The organism is Shewanella sp. 10N.286.45.A1 (assembly GCF_041470405.1).
Classification (GTDB): domain Bacteria; phylum Pseudomonadota; class Gammaproteobacteria; order Enterobacterales; family Shewanellaceae; genus Shewanella.
Genome location: NZ_JBFRMK010000015.1, coordinates 40,515 through 65,404 on the forward strand (window position 1 = coordinate 40,515; position 24,890 = coordinate 65,404).

The 24,890-nt window shown below is 42.8% G+C and carries 22 protein-coding genes and 1 other RNA gene; 9 read left to right on the top strand and 14 right to left on the bottom strand.

The genetic code is table 11. The annotated features are described in order from the left end of the window. Window positions 1-493 precede the first annotated feature (493 nt). From fabV to pspF, 7 genes are all read right to left on the bottom strand, one after another. On the bottom strand, window positions 494-1,696 hold the full coding sequence (gene fabV / locus AB4238_RS01350; RefSeq protein ID WP_372030715.1) for an enoyl-ACP reductase FabV: 1,203 nt from the start codon (window positions 1,694-1,696) through the stop codon (window positions 494-496). A 249-nt stretch (window positions 1,697-1,945) separates the two neighbouring features. Continuing rightward, on the bottom strand, window positions 1,946-2,731 hold the full coding sequence (locus AB4238_RS01355) for an ATP-binding cassette domain-containing protein (protein WP_372030716.1): 786 nt from the start codon (window positions 2,729-2,731) through the stop codon (window positions 1,946-1,948). Next, on the bottom strand, window positions 2,712-3,719 hold the full coding sequence (locus tag AB4238_RS01360) for an oligopeptide/dipeptide ABC transporter ATP-binding protein (protein ID WP_372030717.1): 1,008 nt from the start codon (window positions 3,717-3,719) through the stop codon (window positions 2,712-2,714). The genes AB4238_RS01355 and AB4238_RS01360 overlap by 20 nt, the downstream gene beginning before the upstream one ends. A gap of 4 nt (window positions 3,720-3,723) precedes the next feature. Beyond that, window positions 3,724-4,614, bottom strand: a complete 891-nt coding sequence (locus AB4238_RS01365) for an ABC transporter permease subunit (RefSeq protein ID WP_020913308.1) — start codon at window positions 4,612-4,614, stop codon at window positions 3,724-3,726. Beyond that, window positions 4,601-5,632, bottom strand: coding sequence for an ABC transporter permease (locus AB4238_RS01370; RefSeq protein WP_372030718.1), 1,032 nt, complete (start codon window positions 5,630-5,632; stop codon window positions 4,601-4,603). Before AB4238_RS01370 ends, AB4238_RS01365 begins: the two co-directional genes overlap by 14 nt. After that, window positions 5,632-7,260 carry an ABC transporter substrate-binding protein gene (locus AB4238_RS01375; protein ID WP_372030719.1) on the bottom strand — a complete coding sequence of 543 codons (1,629 nt, stop codon included), beginning with the start codon at window positions 7,258-7,260 and terminating at the stop codon, window positions 5,632-5,634. The genes AB4238_RS01370 and AB4238_RS01375 overlap by 1 nt, the downstream gene beginning before the upstream one ends. Before the next feature lie 66 nt (window positions 7,261-7,326). Further along, entirely contained in the window at window positions 7,327-8,391 is a 1,065-nt protein-coding gene (pspF, locus tag AB4238_RS01380; protein ID WP_372030720.1) for a phage shock protein operon transcriptional activator, read from the bottom strand. Window positions 8,392-8,568: 177 nt separating this feature from the next. Between pspF and pspA the strand changes: the two genes are divergently transcribed. The 6 genes from pspA (at window position 8,569) to AB4238_RS01410 (ending at window position 14,068) form a co-directional block, all read left to right on the top strand. Next, window positions 8,569-9,252, top strand: coding sequence for a phage shock protein PspA (gene pspA, locus AB4238_RS01385; RefSeq protein WP_372030721.1), 684 nt, complete (start codon window positions 8,569-8,571; stop codon window positions 9,250-9,252). Window positions 9,253-9,269: 17 nt separating this feature from the next. After that, the gene (gene pspB, locus AB4238_RS01390) at window positions 9,270-9,503 is read left to right on the top strand and encodes an envelope stress response membrane protein PspB (protein ID WP_372030722.1); all 234 of its coding nucleotides are present in this window, start codon (window positions 9,270-9,272) and stop codon (window positions 9,501-9,503) included. Between the two features lie 66 nt (window positions 9,504-9,569). Then, window positions 9,570-9,965: an envelope stress response membrane protein PspC gene (pspC, locus tag AB4238_RS01395; protein WP_371990628.1), complete on the top strand. Its 396-nt coding sequence runs from the start codon at window positions 9,570-9,572 to the stop codon at window positions 9,963-9,965. 67 nt (window positions 9,966-10,032) lie between these two features. Beyond that, on the top strand, window positions 10,033-11,478 hold the full coding sequence (locus AB4238_RS01400; protein ID WP_372030723.1) for a YcjX family protein: 1,446 nt from the start codon (window positions 10,033-10,035) through the stop codon (window positions 11,476-11,478). Next, a complete protein-coding gene (locus AB4238_RS01405; RefSeq protein WP_372030724.1) occupies window positions 11,475-12,575 on the top strand; it encodes a TIGR01620 family protein in 1,101 nt (366 codons plus the stop codon). The genes AB4238_RS01400 and AB4238_RS01405 overlap by 4 nt, the downstream gene beginning before the upstream one ends. A 314-nt stretch (window positions 12,576-12,889) precedes the next feature. Continuing rightward, entirely contained in the window at window positions 12,890-14,068 is a 1,179-nt protein-coding gene (locus tag AB4238_RS01410; RefSeq protein WP_372030725.1) for a PLP-dependent aspartate aminotransferase family protein, read from the top strand. 106 nt (window positions 14,069-14,174) lie between these two features. Here the strand turns inward: AB4238_RS01410 and AB4238_RS01415 are convergent, their stop codons facing one another. Further along, window positions 14,175-15,569, bottom strand: coding sequence for a DASS family sodium-coupled anion symporter (locus tag AB4238_RS01415; protein ID WP_372030726.1), 1,395 nt, complete (start codon window positions 15,567-15,569; stop codon window positions 14,175-14,177). A gap of 386 nt (window positions 15,570-15,955) precedes the next feature. On the opposite strand from AB4238_RS01415, the gene AB4238_RS01420 reads away from it, so the two are divergent. Next, on the top strand, window positions 15,956-16,267 hold the full coding sequence (locus tag AB4238_RS01420) for a ComEA family DNA-binding protein (protein WP_372030727.1): 312 nt from the start codon (window positions 15,956-15,958) through the stop codon (window positions 16,265-16,267). A gap of 183 nt (window positions 16,268-16,450) precedes the next feature. After that, an RNA gene (ffs, locus tag AB4238_RS01425) (signal recognition particle sRNA small type) lies at window positions 16,451-16,547 on the top strand. A gap of 168 nt (window positions 16,548-16,715) precedes the next feature. Here ffs and AB4238_RS01430 read toward each other — a convergent pair. From AB4238_RS01430 to dinG, 6 genes are read right to left on the bottom strand one after another with little or no spacing between them, the layout of a single operon-like run. Beyond that, window positions 16,716-16,982: a late competence development ComFB family protein gene (locus tag AB4238_RS01430; RefSeq protein ID WP_372030728.1), complete on the bottom strand. Its 267-nt coding sequence runs from the start codon at window positions 16,980-16,982 to the stop codon at window positions 16,716-16,718. Between the two features lie 48 nt (window positions 16,983-17,030). After that, the gene (locus AB4238_RS01435) at window positions 17,031-17,945 is read right to left on the bottom strand and encodes a histone deacetylase (protein WP_372030729.1); all 915 of its coding nucleotides are present in this window, start codon (window positions 17,943-17,945) and stop codon (window positions 17,031-17,033) included. 11 nt (window positions 17,946-17,956) lie between these two features. Next, a complete protein-coding gene (locus AB4238_RS01440; RefSeq protein ID WP_372030730.1) occupies window positions 17,957-18,670 on the bottom strand; it encodes a DUF2057 domain-containing protein in 714 nt (237 codons plus the stop codon). A gap of 9 nt (window positions 18,671-18,679) precedes the next feature. After that, window positions 18,680-19,342: a primosomal replication protein gene (locus AB4238_RS01445; RefSeq protein ID WP_372030731.1), complete on the bottom strand. Its 663-nt coding sequence runs from the start codon at window positions 19,340-19,342 to the stop codon at window positions 18,680-18,682. Beyond that, on the bottom strand, window positions 19,339-20,112 hold the full coding sequence (locus AB4238_RS01450) for a sulfite exporter TauE/SafE family protein (RefSeq protein WP_372030732.1): 774 nt from the start codon (window positions 20,110-20,112) through the stop codon (window positions 19,339-19,341). Before AB4238_RS01450 ends, AB4238_RS01445 begins: the two co-directional genes overlap by 4 nt. An 8-nt stretch (window positions 20,113-20,120) precedes the next feature. Then, window positions 20,121-22,193: an ATP-dependent DNA helicase DinG gene (gene dinG / locus AB4238_RS01455; RefSeq protein ID WP_372030737.1), complete on the bottom strand. Its 2,073-nt coding sequence runs from the start codon at window positions 22,191-22,193 to the stop codon at window positions 20,121-20,123. A 101-nt stretch (window positions 22,194-22,294) separates the two neighbouring features. Here dinG and AB4238_RS01460 point away from each other — a divergent pair, with 101 nt between their 5' ends. Then, window positions 22,295-24,679 carry a DNA polymerase II gene (locus AB4238_RS01460; protein WP_372030733.1) on the top strand — a complete coding sequence of 795 codons (2,385 nt, stop codon included), beginning with the start codon at window positions 22,295-22,297 and terminating at the stop codon, window positions 24,677-24,679. The last annotated feature ends 211 nt before the right edge of the window (window positions 24,680-24,890 follow it).

Consider the following 24,890-nt stretch of genomic DNA (forward strand, 5'->3'; position numbering starts at 1 on the left):
AGCAAGGAGATGTGCTTCTGTGGTGTTAATCAGTATTAATTCTTAGATTGAATACCAATCAATATAAAAGTTGGTCTACTCAGAGTGATTCTTGGCGAACTAATACCAATTTCATTAAGTATTTGACCCGTACAGAGCCCCTCAACCTTTTCAATTCAAAGCGTATTGGTAATGAAATGGTTATTCCCTTCTGAGTTTATTCAACACAGAAGCTGCAAGCCAAAAAGGCGCTAAACTCTCGCTGAGCGGTGAAATCTTTATACTGATAGGTTTTAGAGTGCTGCAATTTTGAGGAACGAGGGTAAGCCCAGATAAGCCGATGGCGGCTGTATAATGGCCTTACAACAGTTTTAATGGCTAGATTATACAATGAGAGGGTATTCGTGATAATTATCAATGACGGCTTGTTAGTATGCTTTGTAAAAACAGTGGTATTAGCCATAAAAAAACGCCGCATTTAGCGACGTTTCGACAATTTCATATGATTTAAGATTTAGATAGAAATCACATCAAACTCAACATTAGGCTTTACATCTTGCTCGTAATCAATACCTTCAATACCGAAACCGAACAGTTTCAAGAACTCTTCTTTATATTCACGGTAATCAGTCAATTCCGCTAGATTTTCTGAAGTCACTTGCGGCCACATATCACGACAATGTTGCTGGATCTCTTCTCGAAGTTCCCAGTCATCTAAACGAAGGCGATTGCTGTCATCGACTTCTGCTGCACTACCATCGGCTTTGTATAAACGCTCGCTGAACATGCGGTTAATTTGTTCAATACAACCTTCGTGAAGGCCTTCTGCACGCATCTTTTTAAATACCATCGCTATATATAATGGCATTACTGGGATTGCTGAGCTGGCTTGGGTAACAACACTCTTCAGTACTGCTACGTTTGCACTGCCACCAGTTGCTGATAATTTATCATCTAATGCGTGTGCTGCACGGTCTAGGTCCATTTTTGCTTTACCTAGTGCGCCATGCCAATAGATTGGCCATGTAAGTTCGGTACCAATATAGCTATAGGCAACGGTTTTACAACCATCAGCCAATACGCCCGCTTCTGCGAGTGCTTGCATCCATAATTCCCAATCTTCACCGCCCATGACTGTAACGGTATCATTAATCTCTTGCTCTGTAGCAGGCTCAACGCTTGCTTCAATAATGATATCTTTATTGGTGTCTACTGCTGTCGCTTTATAAGGTTCACCGATTGGCTTTAAAGATGAGCGAATAAGCTCACCGCTATCAGGAAGTTTTCGTACAGGAGAAGCTAGCGAGTAAACCACCATATCGACTTGGCCTAAGTCTTCTTTGATCAGTTCAATGGCTTTTTGTTTCGCTTCATGGCTAAAGGCATCACAGTTAATGCTCTTCGAGTATAGGCCTTCGGCTTTGGCAAACTTATCGAATGCAGCAGAGTTATACCAACCTGCGGTACCTGGTTTCTTCTCTGAGCTTGGTTTTTCAAAAAATACACCTAAGGTGGCCGCGTCACTACCGAACGCTGCAGTGATCCGCGAAGAAAGACCGTAACCACTTGAAGAACCAACAACTAATACCTTTTTTGGACCATTAGCAATTTTGCCTTTGGCTTTGGTAATGTTGATCTGTTCAAGTACATTAGCTTCACAACCAACAGGGTGAGTCGTTGTACATATAAAGCCACGGATTCTAGGTTTGATAATCATATTTTCTATTTCTCTGAAAAAATTGTATCTAGGATAAATAAACCCACACCAAATGACACTTAATTTTCGTTAATTTGTGTGATTTTATCAGTGGTTGGAGCAGTTAAAGTCATCGTATCAATTAGGCGAATGTCCGCAGGTGCTAAGGTCTTAAAGCATCCATGGATATCAGCTAAGTGCATGAAGTTGTATTTGACGTGTTATCGCACACTGTATAAACGTTATCTGCAGCGCTTAAATCTGACGGCATTATTTCTTACGTGTGAACAGGCTTTGTTCCTGAATTAGCCGTTGAGTGTATTCGTGCTGTGGCGCATTAAATAGCTGCTCTGTGGTGGCTTTTTCGATGAGTTCGCCCTTTTTTAACACCATTATTTTATCACTGACATGACGGATAATGTTCATATTGTGTGACACAAAGATGTAGGAAAGTCCCATCTCTTTTTGCAATTCTAGTAGCAGGTTTAATATCTGTGCTCGGACAGAGAGATCTAGCGCGGTGAGCGCTTCATCTGCAATGATGATTTTAGGGTCAAGCATTAATGCGCGAGCAACGGCGACTCGTTGCTTTTGCCCCTCAGAGATCATATGCGGATAAAAGTCGACATGCTCTGAAAGTAAGCCAACTTTTCTAAGTTTGTCGACCACAATTGCTCGTCTTTCGCTTTCAGCGAGGTCTGTATTGAACTTCAGTGGTTCGTCGAGTAAGTCACCAATGGTTAGTCTTGGATTTAACGAGGTGTTTGGATCTTGGAAAATCATCCGGATCATCCGGCAGCGTTGCTTTAAATTATGTTTATCAAGCGATTCGCCTTCAAAATAAATATCACCGCCACTTCTTATTTCGGCGCCAACCAATATCCTTGCAATGGTACTTTTTCCAGAGCCGGCTTCACCTACTATAGCCAGTGTTTCACCGGTTTTTAGTTCGAATGAGACGGGAGACAATGCCTGGTTATATTGACGCTTGAAACGCTTATAACCTGCATAGTAACTTTTGCTCAGGTTGGTAACTTTAAGAAGAGGTGTCGTCATTACAAGGCTCATTATGGTATGGGAAATGGCAAGCGAAATAGCGATCTTTTTTATGGCACAGGCTAGGCTGGCTTACACATTTTTTCTGTGCTTGAGGGCAACGTGGACCTAATCGACATCCTATTGGCAAGTGTTGTAAAGCGGGTGCCGAGCCCGGCAATGTTTGCATCATTGATTTATGGGCTAGCTCACCAGAATAATCGGGTGCATTTTCAATTAGGGCTTCGGTATATGGGTGAAAAGGCTGCGCCAATAATTCTGCTGTAGGGCCTGACTCCATCACCTGGCCACAATATAGAACAGTAAGTTGATCACACCAACCTGACAAAGTTTCAAGCTCGTGGCTAATTAATAAAATAGATACATTCTGTAGCTGGTTGAGCTTACTCAATAGCCGAAAGATTTGTGCTTGGGTACTCAGTTCCATTGAGTCAGTTGGTTCGTCTGCGATGAGTAACCTCGGCTGGTTAGCCACGGCCATCGCGATCATCACTTTTTGGCATTCGCCTTCAGACAGTTCCCAAGCGTAGCTATCCATGACCTTATCTGTGTGCTTAATACCGACTTTATGCAACCATTTTTCAGCTGTTTTTCGGCGAACTTTACCGCGCTTCCAAAATGGTAAGTGCTTATCGATCGGCATAGCTTCAATGATTTGGCTGCCTACGGAGATGGCGGGGTCAAGACTGCTGGTTGGGTCCTGAAAGATCATTGCAATCTCACTGCCCATTAAGTTACGCCTTTGTTTCGTGGACATCTCCATTAGGTTCTGCCCGTCCCACATCATGCGGTCAGCCGTAATTGTCCAATTGTGGCCTGGCACACCTAAAATGGCTCGTGCCAATAAGCTACGTCCAGAACCAGACTCTCCGACCAAACCGTGCAGCTCGCCAGGGTTAATGGTCAGCGATACTCGCTCTAGCGCTTTGACGCGTCCATGAGGGGTATCAAGTTCAATGGTGAGATTTCTAATATCGAGAAGTGGCATATTATTAGTTTCTTATTGGCGATAACGCCGACCTTAATCCGTCACCAACTAAGTTAATGGCAAGCACACTGCAAAGAATCGCAACCCCTGGAATTGTCACAGTCCAAGGAGCGGTTAGAAGGTTATCCAGCCCTTGGGACACCATCGCGCCCCATTCTGGACTCGGTGCCTGGGCGCCGAGGTTGAGAAAACCAAGCGCTGCAATATCCAAAATAGCGGCAGAAATGGCTAAGGTGGTTTGAATAATGAGAGTTTCCCATACATTTGGCATTATGACGTACCAAAATATTTGGATAGAGTTCGCACCATCAAGTTTAGCTGCAGTAACGTAGTCTTTTTGTAGTTCTTCATGCACCGCTTGGTGAATTGCGCGAACAAATTGCGGCGTTAATGCGATACCGACTGCCCAAAAAACGTTACTTAGCCCTGGCCCCATAACGGCGACCACTAAAATAGCCATTAACAACGATGGGATTGATAACAATGCATCTAGTAGGTGGCTTAATATCGAAGACTTCAGTCCTTTCATCATGCCAGATATGGAGCCAATCACGAATCCGACCGCGAGAGAGGCCATAACGATGGCTAATGCCATGCCAAATGTTAAGTGTGCGCCATGAAGTAGTCGACTAAAAATATCTCGACCTAAGTCATCAGTGCCAAGAAAGTGCTCTACTGTGCCACTGGCATCCCATGATGGGGGCAGCAGCAGCGCTAATGGATCTTGTTGTTCAGGTGAAAATGGCGCTATCCAAGGGCCAAAAATAGCCAAAAACAATAAACAAGTAACTGCCCACAACCCCATGAGAGCAAATGGGTTATCAGCAAATGCTTGCCAAAGCTTTCGCATAGGAGAAGGAATGTCATCTTCCTGATAGATGCTAATTCGCGGCATAAATTTCTTTCCTGCTGATAGGGTTAATGGCGTTATGGAGTACCTCTATTAGGATACTGAAAAAGATAATAATCAATGCCACACCCAAAACACCGCCTTGGATCACCGTGTAGTCGCGTTGATAAATTCCTGAGACAAGCCAACTACCGACTCCTGGCCATGAAAATATAACTTCTACAATCATTGCGTAACTAGCAAACGTACCCAACATCAACCCCATATTCTTTAGTACAGGGATTAACGCGTTAGGAAGTGCATGGCGCAATACAATTGTTCCCGTATGCAAGCCGCGAGCTTCAGCAGCGCGGATGTAGGGTTCATTCATAATATGCAACATGGCGGCACGGGTGATCCTTACCACCACTGTAAAGGGTAATACCGCTAGTGTGATAGCGGGCAAGACGATATGTTGCAGTGCATCAAGGAACGCCGATATACGATAGACCGATTGCGATAAGAGTGTATCGATTAACATAAAGCCAGTTATCGGCTCTATCTCATATAAAAGATTTATACGGCCTGAAATAGGTAACCAGCCGAGTTCGACTCCAAACCACAGTGACAGTGTAAGCCCTAGCCAAAATACCGGGATTGAATATCCTGTCAGTGTAATAGCCATAATACTGTGCTGGGTGATCTTATTTTTACTTAATGACGCCAAAACGCCAAGTGGGACCCCTAGAAGTATGGCCAATAATCCAGCAACAATAGCCAGCTCAAATGATGCAGGCAAGACTTGGGTTAATTCGTCAATGACAGGTTTTTGAGAGGTGACTGACAGCCCGAGGTTACCGCTCAGGCGCTGCTCTGTATAAGCCAGGAACTGATTGAAGCCATTACTGTCGAGTTTAAATTCACTGCGACTTAAAGCTTGCTGCTGTAATGTTGGCGATTCTATCCCTGTTAATGCGTACTGTTGATCCACTGGAAAGTAACTTGTGGTGATAAACAATACAGCGATTAATACTAGAGACGTAGCTAAAAATAGGTTAAGTCTTCTTAAGAGATACCGGCCCATTAGTGTTCATCCTCTGGGACTATTTTCATGGTGTTTTCGAATGAGATCCCACCAAATGGAGTGAGCTGGGTTTGTTTGATATTTTTTTGCTTAAATGTCAGTTGGGTCGCGTGAGCAAAAGGCAGCATAGGCAGTTGTTCACGAAAGAGCTTTTCTGCTTGTTGATAAAGCGCTTTTCGCTCGCCTATATTTGTCGTGGCCTTGGCTTTAGCTAAAATATCATCCATCTTTGCGTTACACCATTGAGCCCTATTGCTGGAAGAGCGCTGTGCATCACAACTGAGCATAGGAGAGAAAAAGTTGTCTGGGTCGCTATTATCAGCATTCCAGCCGATGAGCACTGAATCATAGTCTCTGCGGCTGAGTTTTTGGTTAAAAACACTCCAGTCATAGGTGACAATGTTGACTGTTACGCCTATGTTTGCCAGATCGGCTTGGATTAGTTCCGCTGTTTTTAATGCATTTGGATTATAGATCCTGGCAACCGGCATCGCCCACACATCGATATTTAATCTGTTTATGCCTGCTTGCTTTAGCAATGCTTTAGCTTTTTGTGGGTCATAGTCATAGCTACTTTTATTGTAGCGGTAAGCCCATGATTGAGGGGGCAGCATACCTGTCGCCTCTATAGCCGTTTCTTGATATACAGCTCTTAAAATATTCTGAGTATCTACGGCGTATGCAAGTGCTTGCCTAACTCTAACATCATTAAAAGGGGCTTTCTGAGTGTTAAATGCCCAAAATGCGACGTTAAATCCAAGCTGGGTATCTAACTCTAAATTTGGATGTTGTTTGATAACGGGTAGCTCACCGGCTTTAGGCAGCGCAGATACATTACAATCGCCGGTGATGAGTTTGGTTAATCGCGCGGTGCTTCTTGGTGTTATATCAAAAACTAAGTGTTCAAATTCAGGGAGCTTTCGCCAAAATTGATCATTTCTATGGTAGCGAATATATTCGTTTTTTACGTATGAAGTTAGCTTAAATGGACCGGTACCGATTGGGTATCTATCGAGGTTTTCAGCTTTATCATTCGCGAGTAAATTATCAGCGTACTCTTTCGATAGGATTATCGAAAACCCCGTTGCCAGGTTTGATAAAAAAGAGGCGTCACTATGGCGTAAATGAAAAATGATTTCGTCATCGGCGACTTTTTCTATGTTACTGATTGTTTGGCTTAGCCCGATGCTCTGAAAAAATGGGTAACCGTTGGAGGCAACCTCGTGATAAGGGTTTTCACTATCAATAATGCGATTAAATGAAAATAGAATATCATCGGCGTTTAAATGACGGGTCGGTGTAAAGTAATCAGTTTGATGGAATTGAACGCCGCTTCGCAGTTTAAATCGATAGCTTAAGCCATCATCACTGCTATACCATGAAGTGGCAAGCGCTGGAACAATAGAACTGGTCACTGGGTCGTAATCGACGAGTGTGTCATATAGCTGTTGCGAGGTGGCATCGATAGTGGTTCCCGATGTCACCGTTTGCGGATTAAAGCTTTCTGGATTGCCTTCGGAGCAATAGACAAGGCCTGTGGGGATCTTTTGCGGACCACAGGCAACAAGTAGCATGTTTATCGCAGATAAACAGGTTACTAGACCTATTCGCTTGAGCTGCTGTTTCATTAAGCAATCATTATTTTAAACTGAACGTTAACAGACATTTTAACAGTGCCTACAGCGTGACAGCAATTATTTATCCAGTAAGTTGTATTTCTTTAAGATCCCCCGAAGCTGGTGATAGCTCAAACCCAGTAATTCTGCAGTTTTTTTCTGGTTAAACTGACCCGCTTCTAATGCTTGCTTGAGTATACTTACTTCATTATCTTCACAATAGGTTTTAAAGTCGATAGGGAAGTGCAGCTGCTCACCAATGTTGCTACTGCTACTCGTGCTCGGCTCAGGGGTTGTACTAACCGCTGGTGTATCAGCAATCTGTTGTCTCTCTTTGGTTTTGACCCTAGTTGTTGGTCTATAAGGAGAGGCAAACGGATCCAAAATAATCTCATTAATGGCTTTGCCAGTATCTGCATTGCGGTATACGCTGCGCTCAACAACGTTTTTTAACTCTCGGATATTACCCGGCCAGCGATACTCCATTAATTGCTGCACTGCTGGTGGGCTAAACCCTTCAAACAGTTCTAATTTAAGTTGTCTTGCCATACCAACAGCAAAGTACTCAGCGAGTGCCATAATATCTTCAGTACGGTGGCGTAGTGGTGGCAAAGTGATTACGTCGAAGGCTAGTCTATCTAACAGATCGGGTCTAAACTCGCCGGCTTCAGCTAAAGAGGGCAGATCTTCATTGGCTGCACAAATTAATCTAACATCAGTTTTGACCGTTTTATTACCGCCAACACGCTCAAACTCGCCATACTCTATCACTCTCAAAAGCTTTTCTTGGATTAGCCCAGAGGTATTGGCCAGTTCATCTAAGAAAAGTGTGCCACCGTTTGCACGCTCAAATCGTCCTTCATGCTTCTTATTTGCGCCAGTAAAAGCACCTGCGTCATGGCCAAATAGCTCGCTTTCGAGTAAATTCTCACTCAATGATGAACAGTTCAATTTGATGAAGCTTTCGTCCCAGCGCTTTGATAGATAATGTAAACGCTCTGCGATAAGTTCTTTGCCTGTGCCTCGCTCACCAATGATTAGCACTGGCTTAGACAGAGGAGCAACTTGAGAAATATGTTCCAGGACTTCTAACAATGCATTAGATTGTCCAATAAGATTATCTTGCTGAAATTGATTACTCACAGTAAGTTTTAGTCTTTCACGCTAATAATTGGTGAAAATAATAATATGATGCTCTGTTTGTAAATGAAAGGAAAAGTTAATATTTTGGTTAACTTGTTGTATTATAATGAAAATGAAAAGTTGGCACGAATGCTGAATAGTAATTATCGAAACCAACGTTAATTTAAGGAAAATATTATGGGAATTTTTTCACGCTTTGCAGACATCATAAATTCAAACATCAGCGCATTACTCGATAAAGCTGAAGATCCTGAAAAAATGGTTCGTCTGATCATCCAAGAGATGGAAGATACTCTAGTTGAAGTACGTTCAACATCAGCGAAAGTTCTGGCTGAAAAGAAAGAGATCATCCGTCGAATCGCTAAAGTACAACAACAAGTACAAGATTGGGAAAGTAAAGCTGAACTGGCATTGTCGAAAGATCGCGAAGACCTTGCTAAAGCAGCCTTAATTGAAAAGCAAAAAGCCAACGAGCTTGCTGAAACTTTAGCTGCTGAATTGGTTGTTGTTGAAGAGCACATTCTTCGCTTGAAAGATGAAGTTGGCTTATTACAAGAGAAGCTTGTCGATGCTAAAGCACGTCAAAAGACTATCATCATGCGTAAGCAAACTGCATCTTCACGTCTTGAAGTTAAAAAGCAGTTAGATTCAAGTAAGATAGACAACGCGATGAGTAAGTTTGAACAGTATGAGCGTCGCGTCGAAGGGTTAGAGTCACAGGTTGATGCTTATGATCTAGGTAACAAGAAAACCCTCAGCGATGAGTTTGCAGCATTGGAAGCAGAAGATTTTGTCAACGATGAGCTTGAGGCTATGAAAGCTAAAATGAAGGCTAACAAGAGCAAAACAAAAGCTAAATAACGGAGCAGAGGTGAGTTATGGACATGGATATTTTGATCGCCCCAATTATTATTTTTATGATTGTAGTGGCTCCGATTTGGTTAATACTGCACTATCGCAGTAAAAGACAAGTGAGTCAGGGGCTTACTGATGAAGAGTTTGCGCAGTTAAATGAGTTAATTGCCAAAGCCGACAAGATGTCACAACGAATTGAAACGCTTGAGGCAATTTTAGACACCGAGGCACCACAGTGGAGGGGACGCGATGAGTAAATCATTATATCTTTCCACTGAGGGATCTAAGTTAACAGTCAGTATTAAATAAAGGGGGAGTTAGACATGAGTGAAGGCACAAGCAGAACTTTATATCGAATTCCTCAATCAGGTAAAATCGCCGGAGTGTGTGCAGGGATTGCAGATTACTTCAATTTTGAAACATGGTTAGTCAGAGTGCTCGCAGCGTCTATCTTTTTACTTGGTGGTTCTGGCATTGTTTTGATTATCTATGTGCTGCTTTGGATGATTTTAGATATTAAGCCCGGCACAGATAAGAACAGCTCAAGCCATAAAGAGATAGAAGTTAAAAAGAAAGTTTGGCAATCAGGTGAGCCAGCTAAAATGGCGTTAAGAGATGTGAACAGTCAATTTAGAGCGCTGGAGCTTAGATTACAGGGACTAGAGCGCCACGTAACATCTGATAATTACGATCTTAAAAACGAAATCAACAACCTATAGTTCGAAGCAGGGCAGCATATACCGTATACTGCCCTAGAACTACCCTCAACAGGTTCTCTATCTGCCTATGGCAAGTATCAAACGCTCTCTCAAAAAACTCGGTAAAAATACCCAAGCGGTAGCCTTGCGAACAACCGACAAACATTTACGCTTAGCGGTAACGGGTCTTGCTGGCGCAGGTAAGACGGCTTTTATCACTGGGCTGGTTAATCAACTAATGCACAGTGGTATCGCAGAGGGGAATAGTCAGTTACCTTTATGGCGGGTCGCGCGCGATAGTCGCCTATATGGTGTTAAACGTGAGCTACAACCTGATCTTACCATTGCGAGTTTTAACTATGAAGCCGCGGTTAGCGCGATTACCAATGAGCCATCGTCATGGCCTCAGTCAACTCGTAATATCAGCGAACTTAGACTCGCAATCCGATATCGCCCTGCGAAAGGGTTACTGTCAAAGCTAACAGATACAGCCACACTGTATCTGGATATTGTTGATTATCCTGGTGAGTGGTTGCTTGATTTGCCAATGTTAAAGCAGAGCTTTCAACAGTGGTCTGAGTCGCAGCTTGAGCGGGTATCAATATTTGAGTGTTCAAGCTATTTTGGCGACTTTGTTGAAGCCCTCAACAGTATCGAACTATCGGCCGTTGCTGACGAAGCAAAGCTTCAGAAAATTACTGATAGTTACCAAAAGTTATTGCTCGATTGCGTTGAACAACACGGTTTTTATTATGCTCAACCAGGGCGGTTGCTGCTGCCTGGAGAACTAGATGGCACTCCTGTGCTAGCGCTTTTCCCATTAATAAATATCAGCGCGGAGCAGTTCTCTATACTTGAAAAAACGGAGTCAAACAGCTTTTACCATACGTTAAAACAACGATATGGCGAATACGTCTCCCGGGTTGTGAAGCCTTTTTACCATGACTATTTTGCAAAATTTGATAGGCAGTTAGTATTAGTTGACTGTTTTACCCCTCTAAATCGTGGCAAGCAACAGTTTGATGATATGGCCAATGCGCTGCAAGCTGTGATGGAAAGCTTTCAATTTGGCCAATCTAGCTTATTAAAGCGTCTGTTTTCTCCCAAAATCGATAAATTATTGTTCGCAGCCAGCAAAATTGATCATGTTACCCGTGATCAACAAGGTAATGTTTTATCTTTGCTCAGTCAGTTGGTGCAACAAAGTCAGCAACATGCCAAGTTTGAGGGCTGTGAAGTCGAAACAATGGCAATTAGCGCAATTAAGTCGACTACCCACGGTATGGTTAAGCAAAATGGCCGTGACCTAGAGGTTGTAAAAGGGCTCGACCTTGATAATCGTGAAGTCGTTACGCTGTTTCCTGGCGAAGTGCCTAAATCGCTGCCAGCTGCCGAATTTTGGCAGCAACAAGGCTTTGACTTTGTCAGTTTTGCGCCGCGAAAAGTTACCGAAAAACAGGGGAGTAAGGCCGACTTTGAGCATATACGGCTCGATCATGTATTGCAGTATTTAGTTGGTGATAAATTAAAGTGAATACAGATAATATTTCAATCAAAAAACAACAGCGATTTGAATCCGTAGAGGAAGAGACGGTATTGGACATTGCGCCAGCATCTAGCTTTTCGGCCAATGAAGAATTTGTCGAAATGGACACGCTGTCTGAACAGGCGCTAGAAACTAAAGTAGATGAGCACTTTGATAGTGTTGAGCAGCTTAATGATGGCCTTGCTTCAAGTAAAAAAAGCAAGCGTGGCTGGTTAGGCAGAGCCTGCCTCCTTGGCGTTTTAACTATCGCTATTGTTGAAACTGGCCTTGGTTTATATGCTGCATTTATTCAAAGCTCATGGTTGTTTACTTTGTATGCTGTAGTGGCTGCACTGGTGGTAGCTTGGGCGACAAAAGTCAGCGTTACTGAATGGCGCAAACTAAAAAGGCTTAAAAAGGTTGAAGAGACTCAGGCTACAGGCATGCGACTGCTTAATAGTATGCAGATGGGAGAAGCCGATCTATTTATTGACAAGTTATTGGCTCAACTTCCCAGTAACGGTCACAGCGAACGTTATCTGCAGCAAGTGAGTGTAGAGCACAACGATGCAGAGAAGCTGGTGTTATTTGAAGCATGCGTGTTGGTTGACAGAGATCTACAGGCTAAAAAAATAGTACGACGTTTTGCGCAGGAGTCTGCATTATTGCTGGCGGCTAGCCCTTTATCCGTGCTCGATATGGCTATTATCCTTTGGCGTAACCAAAGCATGATTAATCAGCTTGCTAACTGTTACGGCATTGAACTGGGTTATTGGAGTCGTATAAAGCTCATTCGTGGCATTATTGGTAATATTATCTATGCGGGGACCAGTGAAATAGCCACCGATTTAGGCACTCAACTCTTGTCCGTTGAAATGTCTGGCAAGTTGTCTGCACGTATAGGACAGGGACTGGGTGGTGGATTGTTGACGGCGCGTTTAGGCTATCAAGCTATGGCGTTATGCCGACCACTTGAATTTAATGAACAGACAAAACCTAAGTTAAAAGGGATCCATAAAGAGCTGTTATTAGATTTAAAAGAGTTGACCTCTGTGGTGCTGAGTAAAACGGCAAAGAAAGAGAAGCAAGAAGTTAAACAACGATAGCGAACTTTAACGGACAGTAGCGCTTATCAATAGGCACCTGACATCCTCACGTAACATATATTTTACAAGCCATAAGATATTAATCTTCACTCAATAGTTTTTAATTACCTTGGACTAGTCCAAGGTAATTATTCAAAACGCGTGTAATTTTAGCTCATTTCAGCTGTTATTAATGGCTTGAAGGAATGAGCGACTTCGTAGCCAACTATGCCGTTCTATTTGATATCTATTGATTTGGTTGGCATCCAGACAGATGCAAACAACAACTATTAATTTATCGCATCTGCTCAACAAGCATTGAGTGGGAGATTGAAATGCAAGACAAGTGGCAGCAAGCAACACAAGTTATTCATGCTGGGCATATACCTAATGAACATGGTGCCCTAGTGACACCGTTATGCCAAAGTGCAACTTTTGTGTTTGACAGTGCAGAGCAGGGTGGGGCTAGATTTGCCGGGGAGGAACCTGGCTTTATTTATACTCGCTTAGGTAATCCGACTACCGCTGAGCTAGAACGTAGAATCGCAGCACTCGAGGGCAGTGATTGTGCTGCGGCGACCGCATCGGGAATGGCGGCAGTTTCAGCTGCCTTATTAGCAAATTTACAGAAAGGCGATCACCTGATCGCATCAAATGCGGTCTATGGCTGTACATTTGCATTAATGAACTCTCAACTTGCTAAGTTTGGCATTGAGGTAACTTTGGTTGATTTTAGTCGACTAGATGAAATAGAAGCGGCGATTAAACCCAATACTAAAGTCATATTTTGTGAAACCCCAGTTAATCCCCATCTAAAGGTGTTCAATCTTGATGCCATTGCCCGTATAGCAAAAGCACATAAGCTGGTTAGTGTGGTTGATAACACGTTTATGACCCCGTTGCTGCAACAACCAATAAAACACGGTATTGATATTGTGATCCATAGTGCTACTAAGTACCTCAATGGACATGGCGATGTGATTGCGGGAGTAGTGTGTGCAAGCCGTGAGCAGATGGACGTGATTAAGTATGAGGTGCTTAAAGACATTGGTGGGGTTATTTCTCCTCACGATGCTTGGCTCATCCTACGTGGCCTTAAAACTCTCGATGTCAGATTACAGCGCCACTGTGATAGCGCTGAACGTGTGGCAGAGTTTTTAGAGGGGCATAGCCAAGTTTCCAAGGTTTACTACCCAGGGCTAAAAAGTCACAGTGGTAATGTACTCATTGGCCATCAAATGAAACGAGCTGGTGGGGTAATAGCCTTTGAGTTGAAGGCAGATCTGCAAGCATCAATCAGATTTATCAATCAGTTGGATCTGTTTTCTATCGCCGTGAGTTTAGGAGATGCTGAGTCACTGATCCAACATCCTGCGTCGATGACACACTCACCATATAGCCCCGAAGAGCGAGAGAAAGCAGGAATAACTGACAATCTATTGCGAATTTCAATCGGGTTGGAAGCCGTCGAAGATATCATCACCGCGCTAGATAAGGGGTTAGCTGCATTGTAATTTGCTATCACTTAAAGCGACTAAGCCACTGTAAGTGTTTACTTACAGTGGCTTAATTTATGTTATGGATTGACTATACTCCATCCTTTGTTTGAGTGAAGTCGTCTTAAATATTCCAGAAAGTGTGCGCAATAATATAAAGCGCAAACATACTAATGAAGTTAATTATAACGCCGGCACGCATCATCTCGGATTGTTTAATGTAGCCTGAACCATAAACGATGGCGTTTGGCGGTGTGGCAACGGGCAGCATAAATGCACAAGAAGCAGCAATACCGATGAGAACTGACAACATCACAGGTGATAACCCAAGTGCTTCTGCAATGGCGGCAAACACTGGAACTAAAAGTGCAGCACTGGCGGTATTGCTGGCAAACTCGGTCAGCATGACAACAAATGCGATTACAGCAAAAATGAATAGTGCCATGTGAGCATTGCCAAATATATCGGTAACCCAATGGGCTAAAAATACACTCGTTCCAGTTGCTTTAAGTACAGCACTTAAAGTGAGGCCGCCACCAAATAGAATTAACACGCCCCAATCGGTCGTTGACTCAATTTTTTTCCATTGTACCAACCCAAGTCCCGCAAGAGTCACAACAGCACTAAGCGCTACAACCGTATCAAATTTAGAGATACCGCCTAATGCCTGTGAGAGCGGCTTACTAAATATCCAACAACAGACTGTGGTGATAAAAATAAGTAGTGTTAATTTTCCCTGGAAAGTCAGTGATTGCTTTTCGGCTTTTACTTCACAAACCATTGACAGGTCGGGTTTTAAATATAAGTAAAGACCCACTAACATCAGTGGCAGCATGATCGCGACAGTGATTAAGCCGAACTCTAGCCAATCGCTAAAAGATAAACCGACTTGAGCGGCAGCAATCGCATTAGGTGGGCTACCCACTAATGTACCAATACCACCAATATTTGCAGAATAAGCAATACCGAGAAGTAAGAACAGATAGGTACTCTTATGCTTGGTTATGTCTATCTGATGCAAGATCCCAAGTGCAAGTGGCAACATCATCGCAGTGGTAGCAGTATTACTTATCCACATCGACAGTAGTGCTGTGATCCCAAATAGCATGACACAAGCTACCGATAACCGGCCTTTAGACGCCGTTAGTACCTTTTGCGCAATTAGACGGTCTATTCCTTGATGATTCAAGGCTGCTGCCAATACAAACCCGCCAAAGAACAGATAGATGATGGGGTTGGCAAAGTGACTCATGGCAGCTTGGGTTTCAAACACACCAAAGAGCACCGCGAGTATAGGGATCATAATAGCGGTAATACTGATGTGTATTGCTTCTGTTAGCCACAATATGGCGGCAAAAGTCAGCAAAGCGAGTCCAGTATTAACTCCCTGTTCAAAGGGGAGAAAATTATACATCAAGAAAAGCAATGCGATATCTGCGGCCAGTATTATTAACTTTTTCTGCTGAGCTGTAATGCTGTTACTGATCTGATTAGGTGCTTCGGTAGAGTCTAAAGACATTTGTCAGTCCATTATTATTGTCGGTTGAAACACTCTAGTGCAGTCGTGATTAACTTCAAAATGGCTCATGTTGTTATTATCTGACAAAACTGAAGCTCCGTTGAGGTGATGCGAAGCACGTTTAGTGGTTAAGTTTGAGCTAAGGCTGTATCACGTGTTTGCAACTTACAGATTTTCCCGTCAAACCGAATAGATTTGAATACTTATTTAGAGTTATTGAAAGTTTATCTGTAAGGCTGTTTTGTGATCTTGACCGATGCGTAAAACTTTTGCGTGAGATGTTGGTCGGTTAATGGCGTATTTCGTGGCGGTGATCTACATTTTGCAACGTAGCCAAGGAGACGGATTGAGGTTACTCACTAATGGAACATACAAGGATACAGTCAATGAATAAGAAATTAATACCCGCTATATTATTTACCTGCCTTATGTCGTTTTCATCAGCACAAGCAGCCGTTGAAAAGGTCGCCGCTGATAGTAGTAAAACATCTATCCAAAAGAGTGCTCAGGTTATTAGTATCAACTCAGCTAGTGCTGCCCAGTTATCGACGCTGAAAGGTGTTGGTGATTCAAAAGCGAAAGCTATCGTCGACTACCGAAAGACACACGGTAAGTTTGGCTCTATCAATGATCTATCCAACGTAAAAGGTATAGGCAATAAGCTGATAGAGCAAAATAAGGCCATTTTGAGTCTGTAGCGATATTATTTTCCGACTATATAAGTGTAAATAAGCCTTCTATTGAGGGCTTTTGTCTATAGAAGCAGCGATTGAACCAAAATTAGCTGCTGAAACTCGATAAGGACTTGCTTGGATTCGATTCATGGTAGATAATGCTGCCGTTCTTGAGAGCAACTGCTTTCAACGAAATCAGTGGTGACCCTAGGGTCCCCCCGCAATGATAACTTGTGAACTCGGCCAGGCCTGGAAGGGAGCAACCGCAGCAAGTGACTCATGTGCCGGGGTGTGGCTCTAGGGAAACCTCCAAAACTCTACTCGTCTCTTGTTAAAAATCTTAGTGTATTCTCAAAAATTAGATGATTGGCGTTCAATGCCGTAATAGCAGTGTTTCATGTTACTTTGAGCTCTATTGCCTGACGCTAGGGACTAGGGAAACCTCTACACGATTGAAGCTTCCCTTTGTTATCTACGCCTCTTTTTTCTGGTTTGCCTTTAAAAATGCTCTAGATTCTTCTAACGCTTTATGAATTTCTGACTTCATTTTTGTTAACTCTGCATAATCTTCAAAAAAGTAGGTATCAACCAAGTGTCGAATATATCGAGTTGGTAATTTATTCAGTGTAATGCAGCATAGATCCGCAAGATAATCCGCAGGTAATTCATCTAACAATCCTTCGTCTGAAAGCATCTCAAGTAACAGAACTTCGTAGTAATTTCTTATGTCTAATTGCATATACTTCTCCCGGAGTTATCTCTGATCCTCCAATCTATAGCGCTATTTTTAGATGTTATTGGCTAAAACTGAATTAGCGGCTAAAAATAGTTGGCTGTGTCGAATATTCAGTAGGTCTTGTTCATTACTGTATCCCCCTCCAATCACACAAGCAATGGGTATTTTGGCTGAATATGCTTGCTGCATGACGGACTTATCGCGGGCATAAATTCCTTCAGTGCTAATATTAAGGTAGCCAAGGTTGTCATCAATATGAATATCAACACCAGCATCGTAAATAATCAGATCGGGCTGATGCAGGCGAATAAGGTAGCCAAGAGTCTGAGCTACAGTTTCTAAGTAATGTTTATCAGCTGTACCACGAGGAAGTTCTATATCGTAATCAGATTGCTGCTTACGAGCGGGAAAATTGTGTTGGCAATGTATTGAGCAAGTGACGATGTTATCAAAGGCTGCTGCGGTTGTAGCGGTGCCATCGCCTTGATGTACATCACAGTCAAAAATAAGTACTTTGTCTATATCTGGTTGTTTTAACGCTTGTTGAGCGGCATAGGTTAAATCATTGAAAATACAAAAGCCGCTGCCAAATTGATGATGAGCGTGATGGTAACCTCCGCTTAAATGGATAGCGCAGCCATGTTCTATGGCTTTTTGGCAGGTTAAGTCAGTCCCCGCGACAGAGCGCAATGTTCTTTCTAATAGGGACTTGCTCCAAGGAAACCCTATGCGTCGCATTGATTTGGCATCAAGTGTGCCATTGATGAATTGACTTACGTAGTTGCCGCAGTGTGTTTCAGTTAATGCTTGTTGTGTGACCGCTTGTGCAGCGCAAAATTGAGATGGTTGTGCGATCCCTTGCTGTAATAAATACTGGTATAGGTAAAGATACTTAGTTGCAGGGAAGCGGTGTTTGGAGGGTAACGCCAGCTTAGAATAGCTGGCGTGATAGATCAGCGGTAGCATGCTTTATTGGGTTAAAGCTGTTTGATTGCCCAGCTCATAAATTCCTTTCGTGTTTTGTCATCTGCGTGAAGCCACCAGTACTGAAGCATTTGCTCTGCTTTTGCTGCATCATCTGCCGTAGTGACAGTTTTATTCGCTGTAGCAGCCGTTGCGGTAACCGCTGTTGCTGCAACGGCAGGTGAAGCCTTGCTTACTGGGGCTGTTGGCGCTGAAGATGCGACACTGACAGCTGCGCCAGTTGCTACAGCTGCTTCGACATCGACATCAGTAGCGGAGTTGCCGCTAAATAGACGAGAAACAAAGGACTCTTCAGTGATATTAGTTTGAGTAACCTGATAGTTTACATTGCCTTTATCTTGACGAGTAATAACCACTTGAGGTGATTTAGCAAACTTAGCTGGGTGCTTCACGAAATCACCGTCAGCTGGTTTCATATGATATTCATAATCGCCGTCAACTTTAAGGGTGATAACAAAAGGAGAGGATTTTATATTCGTCTCGCTGTCACTGAAATCATCTTCGACAAGATCGTTGTAGCGAATGGCAATTTTGTGGGTGCCGTTATCTAGTTCAAGTTCAGATTTGTGGTTAAACAAACTGGTTTCAACTTCTTTTCCATCAAGCGCAATATACTCAAATGCCATAGGAATATTCAAATTTGCAGCAAATGCTGCAGAGGAACCACATAAAGCGAGAATTGCGGTGATGGGTAGTAGCGATTTCATTGTTGCTCCTTAACGATTTTGGCTTTTGAAAGGTCGCTCGAACAGTTGGATGCGATCTTCAATATAACTAGTAGCTTGTCGACATTTGCCTAAACGTGAATGTTGGGCAAGGATCTCATTCTGTAACTTGATTTTGTCAGCACTATGACAGTTTTCAAGAGAAGATTGCAAATTTTCAATTTTTTGTTCAATAATTTTAGCCCAGTTCAAATGTTTGTTAAGTTCTTCATAAAGTTGATGACTATTTTGCATGACATTTGAAGCTATCCAACTAAAACCACTTTGCTGGTGTGCTTTCGCTCCTCGCTTAATGGCATGTGCGCGTCGGGTACGTTTTTGCTGCTCTAATGATTTTATATTGATATTTGTGGTGGAGAGGGCTCGGCGTACCGCACTAAATCTATCCTGAATTTTTTCACAACTGGAGATAATAGTATGGTGGGAGCGCTTTGCTAAGAGAAGCTGCTGCAGTTGGTTAATATTTCTAGATAGCTGATCAATACAGGGTTTAAGCTGTGCTCCTTCTTGTACAAAAAGCTCATTATTAAAACGTTCTACATCTTGCATCATTTTACGTTGCCCAGGTGGTAGGGCTGCATCATGCTGTAATACATCTTGCTCTAGCTGCTTTAATTGCTGCTTGAGCTTATTAATGAGTTCATTAATGTTCATGCCCAAGCACTCCAAGCTAACTGAGCCGCAATCAGTAAAATCATGGTGACGAAAATTGGTCTAATAAAGGGTAAGCCGAATTTTATGGCAGAATGAGCGCCAATGTAGGAGCCAATCATCATACAAACCCCCATCGCTAACCCTATGGCTAAATGTACCTGACCCATGATTAAAAATATAATCAATGACGTTAAATTACTGGTAAAAGTCATTGCTCGAGCAAGTCCTAAGCTATAAAGCAATGGCAACTTATGCATACCGGTGCTGGTTACCGTCCAAAATGCACCTATACCGGGCCCAGCAAAGCCGTCGTAGAACCCAAGCGGCAGACCTTGTAGCCACTGCTTAAACTTGCTTTTGGGTTTCACAGGTATTTCACAGTTTTTGCAACCCATGGCATTGGGCTGAAAAAGCGTATAAATAGCGATAGCGATAATAATTAGCGGTAACCACTTTTCTAGCCATCGGTTATCGATAATCGAAACGATAAATGTACCAATAACTGCGCCAATAAAAGTGGCTATAAATGTGTGGTACCACAAGCTCGGAGAGAATAGTCGTTGCTTATAATAAGTGTAGGCTGCCATTGATGAGCCAAAGCAAGCAGCTAGCTTATTGGTAGCCAGTGCCATGTGAGGAGGTACCCCCATGGTAAGCAAAGCCGGTATTGATAACAGCCCTCCACCGCCAGCTACCGCGTCGATAAATCCTGCTATTAACCCTATCAATGCCAGTAAAGCCCAGCTACTCGGGTCTAGTATTAAGTCCAATCGTTGTCCTATTCAATAACACGTCGAAAAGGTGGTAGGGCATCTAATAGGGATTTTCCATAGCGCTTGGTCACTAAGCGTCTATCCAAAATAGAAATTCGACCGTAATCCTGTTCTTTTCGGAGTAATCTACCACAACTCTGTACCAGTTTGCGCGAAGCATCTGGGATTGTGAGTTGCAAAAAGGGGTTTCCACCTTTTATTTTAATATATTCTGAGTGAGCTTGCTCTACTGGAGAGGTCGGCACGGCAAAAGGTAGCTTTGTTATTATGAGGTTTGTTAAGTAATCTCCGGGTAGATCGAGTCCCTCTGAAAAACTGCCAGTACCAAAGATGATACTTGGTTTCGCGTCGTCACAAAGGGCTTTGTGCTGCTTTAAGATCTCTTGTCGTGGTAAGGTACCTTGAATGAGTAGGCTTGTCTTAATTTTATTTTCGACCAGATCAGCAACTTTTTCCATCTGCCAGTATGATGCAAACAGCACTAGACTTGCCATCTCATCTTCAACAAGCGCGATAATCTGTTTTGCCAGTTCATCGGTATAGTTATCATGGGTCGGCTCGGTATCCATTTGCGGCAAGAATAGCGTGGCATTCTGTTCAAAATCAAATGGTGAGTCGAGAGCGAGGTATCGACTACCATCATTAATGGATAGACCAACTTGATGAGTAAAATGGTTAAAATTATTTAGTGCTCTCAGTGTCGCGCTACACAGCACAACCCCTGCTGCTTTATCCCACAGTAAGTTTTCAAGCATAAAGCCGACTTCAATCGGTGAAGCACTGAATAAATAATCTGATTGTTTGCCTGTCAGCTGTTCTATCCAGCGAGCCATAGGTGCGCCTTTTGGATTATCTTGTTTGGCCATCATCTTCCACAGCTTTTGTAAGTTCTCGATACGCTGCAGCATAAAGCCGGTTTCTGACAGTAATGCTTCTGATTGATGTTTAGGGATATCGCCATCTTTTATCGCTTCATTTAGCAGGGCGAGCATTTTGTTAAACTGTTTAAGCGCAACATTAGAGGCCGTGGCTAAGTTTTCTGCGAGAATAAGTAGAGCTGGTGGCAGTTTGCCGTGTTCGAAACGAAAGCGACTTTCAGGGTTATCAAACTGTTTAGCTTGAGCGTCACAAAAATGAGCGACCTGGTTAAGTAAGCCGCTGATATCACCAATGTGGTCAAGCATTGCTTGCGCAGGGGCAATAATATAATTACTTTTAATCTGGTTTTGCAGCTTTGACGTCGTTTTGGTTAGTTTTTCCAACCAATCTGTGGCGCCTCGAATAGTGGCTTGAGCACTACTAAAGTCACGGGCAACGATGGGTAGGTGATGTGCTTCATCAATAACATAATAGAGATCTTCTGGATCGGGTAAAATCACGCCGCCGCCAAGTTCTAAATCTGCAAACAATAAACTGTGGTTAGCAATAAGCACATCCCAAGTGTCGATATCTTCACGGGCTTTATGGAATGGACAGTTTCTATGGCTGGCAAGCTGTTTATGACAACTGTGTTTATCACAGGCTATTTGTTGCCATAGATGATCGGGTAGTGGCTTAGTCAGTGTGTCGCGCTCACCATTCCAGCGCGACTCTTTATAATCTTTAAGTAGGCCTTCGAGCATATCAACTTGGCTTTGATCGGGCTTAGATTGCCACATTGCCATTTGGTTACTGTTATCTGAGCCGACCAGCATCTCAAGTTTTGATAAACACACATAGCGCTGACGCCCTTTAACTAAGCCAAAGGTAAAGTCTAAACCTGAGTGCTGCAGAAAAAAGGGCAAGTCTTTGTGAAGCAACTGCTCTTGCAGTGCCACAGTCGCTGTTGCGATACAGACCTTCTTCTTACTGGCTAATGCTAGAGGAATGGTCCCTAGAATATATGCCAATGACTTACCAATACCAGTACCTGCTTCTACTACGATTATTCGGCGTTGTTTATCGTATTCACCTGCAAGTGTTTTCGAGATCTCCGCGACGATATAGTTCTGTTCTCGCCGAGAACGAAAGTTGGGCAAAGAGGAAGCGATGCCTTTATATATAGTACGGATCTGGGTTTTAACGTCTGCCGATAACATGAATGCACTGGTCCAGTAAATAATGCTGTACATAATAACAGTGATTACATAGCCTAAGAAGAGTTATGTGATTATTCGTGAATTTAATTGAGTATATAGCCATGAATCCTAGTCCCAATGCGTTACAGATAATAAAAGGTCGTGTGCTAACTCGTCATGTTACTCAGCATAAAACAGGGTTAAGTTTAGAATATGTAATTGCAACTGCATCGGGTCCGGTCATCGTTGAAATTCCAGAACAAGCGCATGTTTGCTTTATTCGCACCACAGATGAAGGGCTAATTTTCCAGCATAGAGAGCTGACTAATATCCGCAGTAAACGCCTGCCGTTAAAAAACTTTCAACTGGAACAAGTCAGTGCGATTTATTGCAATGATATAAGGCAACTGCGTCACTTAATTCGAGTTGCTAAAGACCAAGCTATTGAGTTGTTTGAAAGTGATATCAAGGCTGAACATCGATTTCTCATCGAGCGATTTATTGCCTTAGATGTTGAATTTAGTGGCTATTATTTACAAGCTGCTCAAGGTGTTGAACCGCGCTTTATCGCTAAAAAAGCGAGACCAACAGAGCTAGTACAGCCGCTTAAAGCCATCTCGCTTGATTTTGAATGTAGTTTTTCTGGTGAACTCTATTCCGTTGGTTTATATGGCCAGACGGAAAGTGGTGTGGTTTTTGAAAAAGTGATCATGGTGGGTGAGCCTCAAGAGGTAGAGGTTAACTACATTCAATGGGTTAACAATGAAGTGGCATTGATCCATGAATTGATAGCGTGGTTTAACGAATACGATCCAGACATCATAATCGGTTGGTCAGTTGTGACATTTGATTTAGCTCTGTTATATCGGCGAGCTAAACATCATGGCATTGCACTGACAATTGGGCGCAATAAGCAAAGCCTATCGTGGAAAGTTGAAGATAAATTTCGACCAGAGACGCTCTCACTGTATGGTCGAGTTGTGCTAGATGGTATTGATTGGTTAAAAGCTGCGTTTTACCAGTTTGATCGCTATTCGCTGGAATTTGTATCTCGAGCCTTGCTGGATGAAGGGAAGGCTATCGACAATGTTGGCAATAGAATGGAGGAGATTAATGAACTCTTTGCAAATGATAAGCCTGCTTTAGCTCATTACAATCTAACTGACAGCCGATTGGTATGGGACATATTTGAAAAAACGCAGTTGTTTGATTTTGCTATAGAGAGAGCTAAGCTGACCGGCTTAGAGCTTGGACGAGTTGGAGCTTCCGTTGCTGCATTCATGAATCTGTATCTACCGCACCTGCATAGAAGCGGCTATGTTGCGCCTAGCTCGCCTGCAAGTGACGGCATTGAAAGTCCTGGCGGTTATGTGATGGACTCGGTACCAGGGCTATATAAGCATATCTTAGTGTTGGACTTTAAGAGCCTTTATCCGTCGATAATACGAACATTTCTTATCGACCCTAAAGGACTCGTTGAATCTGCAGAGCAAGCTGAAACTGAAACCATTCCAGGCTATTTAGGTGCGAGTTTTAGTCGTGAAACCCCCATATTACCGCAGTTGATTAAGCACCTTTCGGAACAAAGAGAGCAGGCCAAAACCAACCACAACGCCCCATTATCACAAGCGATTAAAATCATAATGAATTCGTTATATGGGGTACTTGGCTCCCGTGGCTGTGTATTTCATGATGCTAAGCTTGCCAGCTCCATTACGATGCGTGGTCATGAAATAATGAAGCAAACGCGAAGTTGGATAGAAGAAGCGGGCTTTGAGGTGATTTATGGCGATACCGATTCAACATTTGTATGGTTGGGAAATGACTTTGACGACAACAATGTGCAGGCGACGGGTAAGCATTTGGCGGCACAAGTTAATCAGCTGTGGCGGCAAAAATTAATTGAAGACTTTAAGCTAGAGAGTTTTCTCGAATTGGAGTTCGAAACTCATTTTGAACAGTTTTTTATGCCAACGCTCCGAGGTTCTGCTGAAGGCTCTAAAAAGCGTTACGTTGGCACTAAACTAACGAAAGAGGGTGAGAAGGAACTGATTTTTAAAGGGATGGAGCAGGTAAGGAGTGACTGGTCGCCCTTAGCTCGACGCGTGCAGTATGAGCTGTATGAGCGATTGTTCAATCACCAAGATGTGGAGGGTTACATTAAATCTACCATTGCGGATCTAAATCGTGGCGCCTATCGCGAGCAGCTTATTTTCGTAAAAAACCTAAGACGTAATCTTGAAGACTATACCGCAAAATCTTCACCACACCTTAAAGCGGCTAGATTATTGTATGACGCAACTAACGATGAGAGCGTGACTAAAAGAGGCGCTCGGATCGAATATGTAATGACAGTTTCCGGTGCTGAACCTGTCTCACATCAGACATCACCGATTGATTTCGATTACTATATCAATCGCCAGTTAGGACCTATTGCCGAGCCAATACTTTCAATAATGAATAAAAGTTTCAGTCAGGTGACTTCAAATCAGATGACGTTAATTTAGATTGATAGCTATTAATGGTCTGCTGATTAAGTGTTAACAGATGGTTTAATCCTTTGTTGGTTGTGGTTTCGCTAGTTAATTTAGTGCAAAACATGGCTGTTTATGTGATGTTCGTCTTTGAGTGATTGCTAATCTTTTGCTAACCTCGTTTGCAATTAGGATAGAAAGAAAACAACGGAATGGACTAAATATTGATGAAGCAGACTGAACA

Excerpts from the sequence above, each read along its gene's own strand:
- fabV (WP_372030715.1), bottom strand. The coding sequence starts at position 1,696 with ATGATTATCAAACCTAGAATCCGTGGCTTTATATGTACAACGACTCAC.
- AB4238_RS01355 (WP_372030716.1), bottom strand. The coding sequence starts at position 2,731 with ATGACGACACCTCTTCTTAAAGTTACCAACCTGAGCAAAAGTTACTAT.
- AB4238_RS01360 (WP_372030717.1), bottom strand. The coding sequence starts at position 3,719 with ATGCCACTTCTCGATATTAGAAATCTCACCATTGAACTTGATACCCCT.
- AB4238_RS01365 (WP_020913308.1), bottom strand. The coding sequence starts at position 4,614 with ATGCCGCGAATTAGCATCTATCAGGAAGATGACATTCCTTCTCCTATG.
- AB4238_RS01370 (WP_372030718.1), bottom strand. The coding sequence starts at position 5,632 with ATGGGCCGGTATCTCTTAAGAAGACTTAACCTATTTTTAGCTACGTCT.
- AB4238_RS01375 (WP_372030719.1), bottom strand. The coding sequence starts at position 7,260 with ATGAAACAGCAGCTCAAGCGAATAGGTCTAGTAACCTGTTTATCTGCG.
- pspA (WP_372030721.1), top strand. The coding sequence starts at position 8,569 with ATGGGAATTTTTTCACGCTTTGCAGACATCATAAATTCAAACATCAGC.
- pspB (WP_372030722.1), top strand. The coding sequence starts at position 9,270 with ATGGACATGGATATTTTGATCGCCCCAATTATTATTTTTATGATTGTA.
- pspC (WP_371990628.1), top strand. The coding sequence starts at position 9,570 with ATGAGTGAAGGCACAAGCAGAACTTTATATCGAATTCCTCAATCAGGT.
- AB4238_RS01400 (WP_372030723.1), top strand. The coding sequence starts at position 10,033 with ATGGCAAGTATCAAACGCTCTCTCAAAAAACTCGGTAAAAATACCCAA.
- AB4238_RS01410 (WP_372030725.1), top strand. The coding sequence starts at position 12,890 with ATGCAAGACAAGTGGCAGCAAGCAACACAAGTTATTCATGCTGGGCAT.
- AB4238_RS01415 (WP_372030726.1), bottom strand. The coding sequence starts at position 15,569 with ATGTCTTTAGACTCTACCGAAGCACCTAATCAGATCAGTAACAGCATT.
- AB4238_RS01420 (WP_372030727.1), top strand. The coding sequence starts at position 15,956 with ATGAATAAGAAATTAATACCCGCTATATTATTTACCTGCCTTATGTCG.
- AB4238_RS01430 (WP_372030728.1), bottom strand. The coding sequence starts at position 16,982 with ATGCAATTAGACATAAGAAATTACTACGAAGTTCTGTTACTTGAGATG.
- AB4238_RS01435 (WP_372030729.1), bottom strand. The coding sequence starts at position 17,945 with ATGCTACCGCTGATCTATCACGCCAGCTATTCTAAGCTGGCGTTACCC.
- AB4238_RS01440 (WP_372030730.1), bottom strand. The coding sequence starts at position 18,670 with ATGAAATCGCTACTACCCATCACCGCAATTCTCGCTTTATGTGGTTCC.
- AB4238_RS01445 (WP_372030731.1), bottom strand. The coding sequence starts at position 19,342 with ATGAACATTAATGAACTCATTAATAAGCTCAAGCAGCAATTAAAGCAG.
- dinG (WP_372030737.1), bottom strand. The coding sequence starts at position 22,193 with ATGTTATCGGCAGACGTTAAAACCCAGATCCGTACTATATATAAAGGC.
- AB4238_RS01460 (WP_372030733.1), top strand. The coding sequence starts at position 22,295 with ATGAATCCTAGTCCCAATGCGTTACAGATAATAAAAGGTCGTGTGCTA.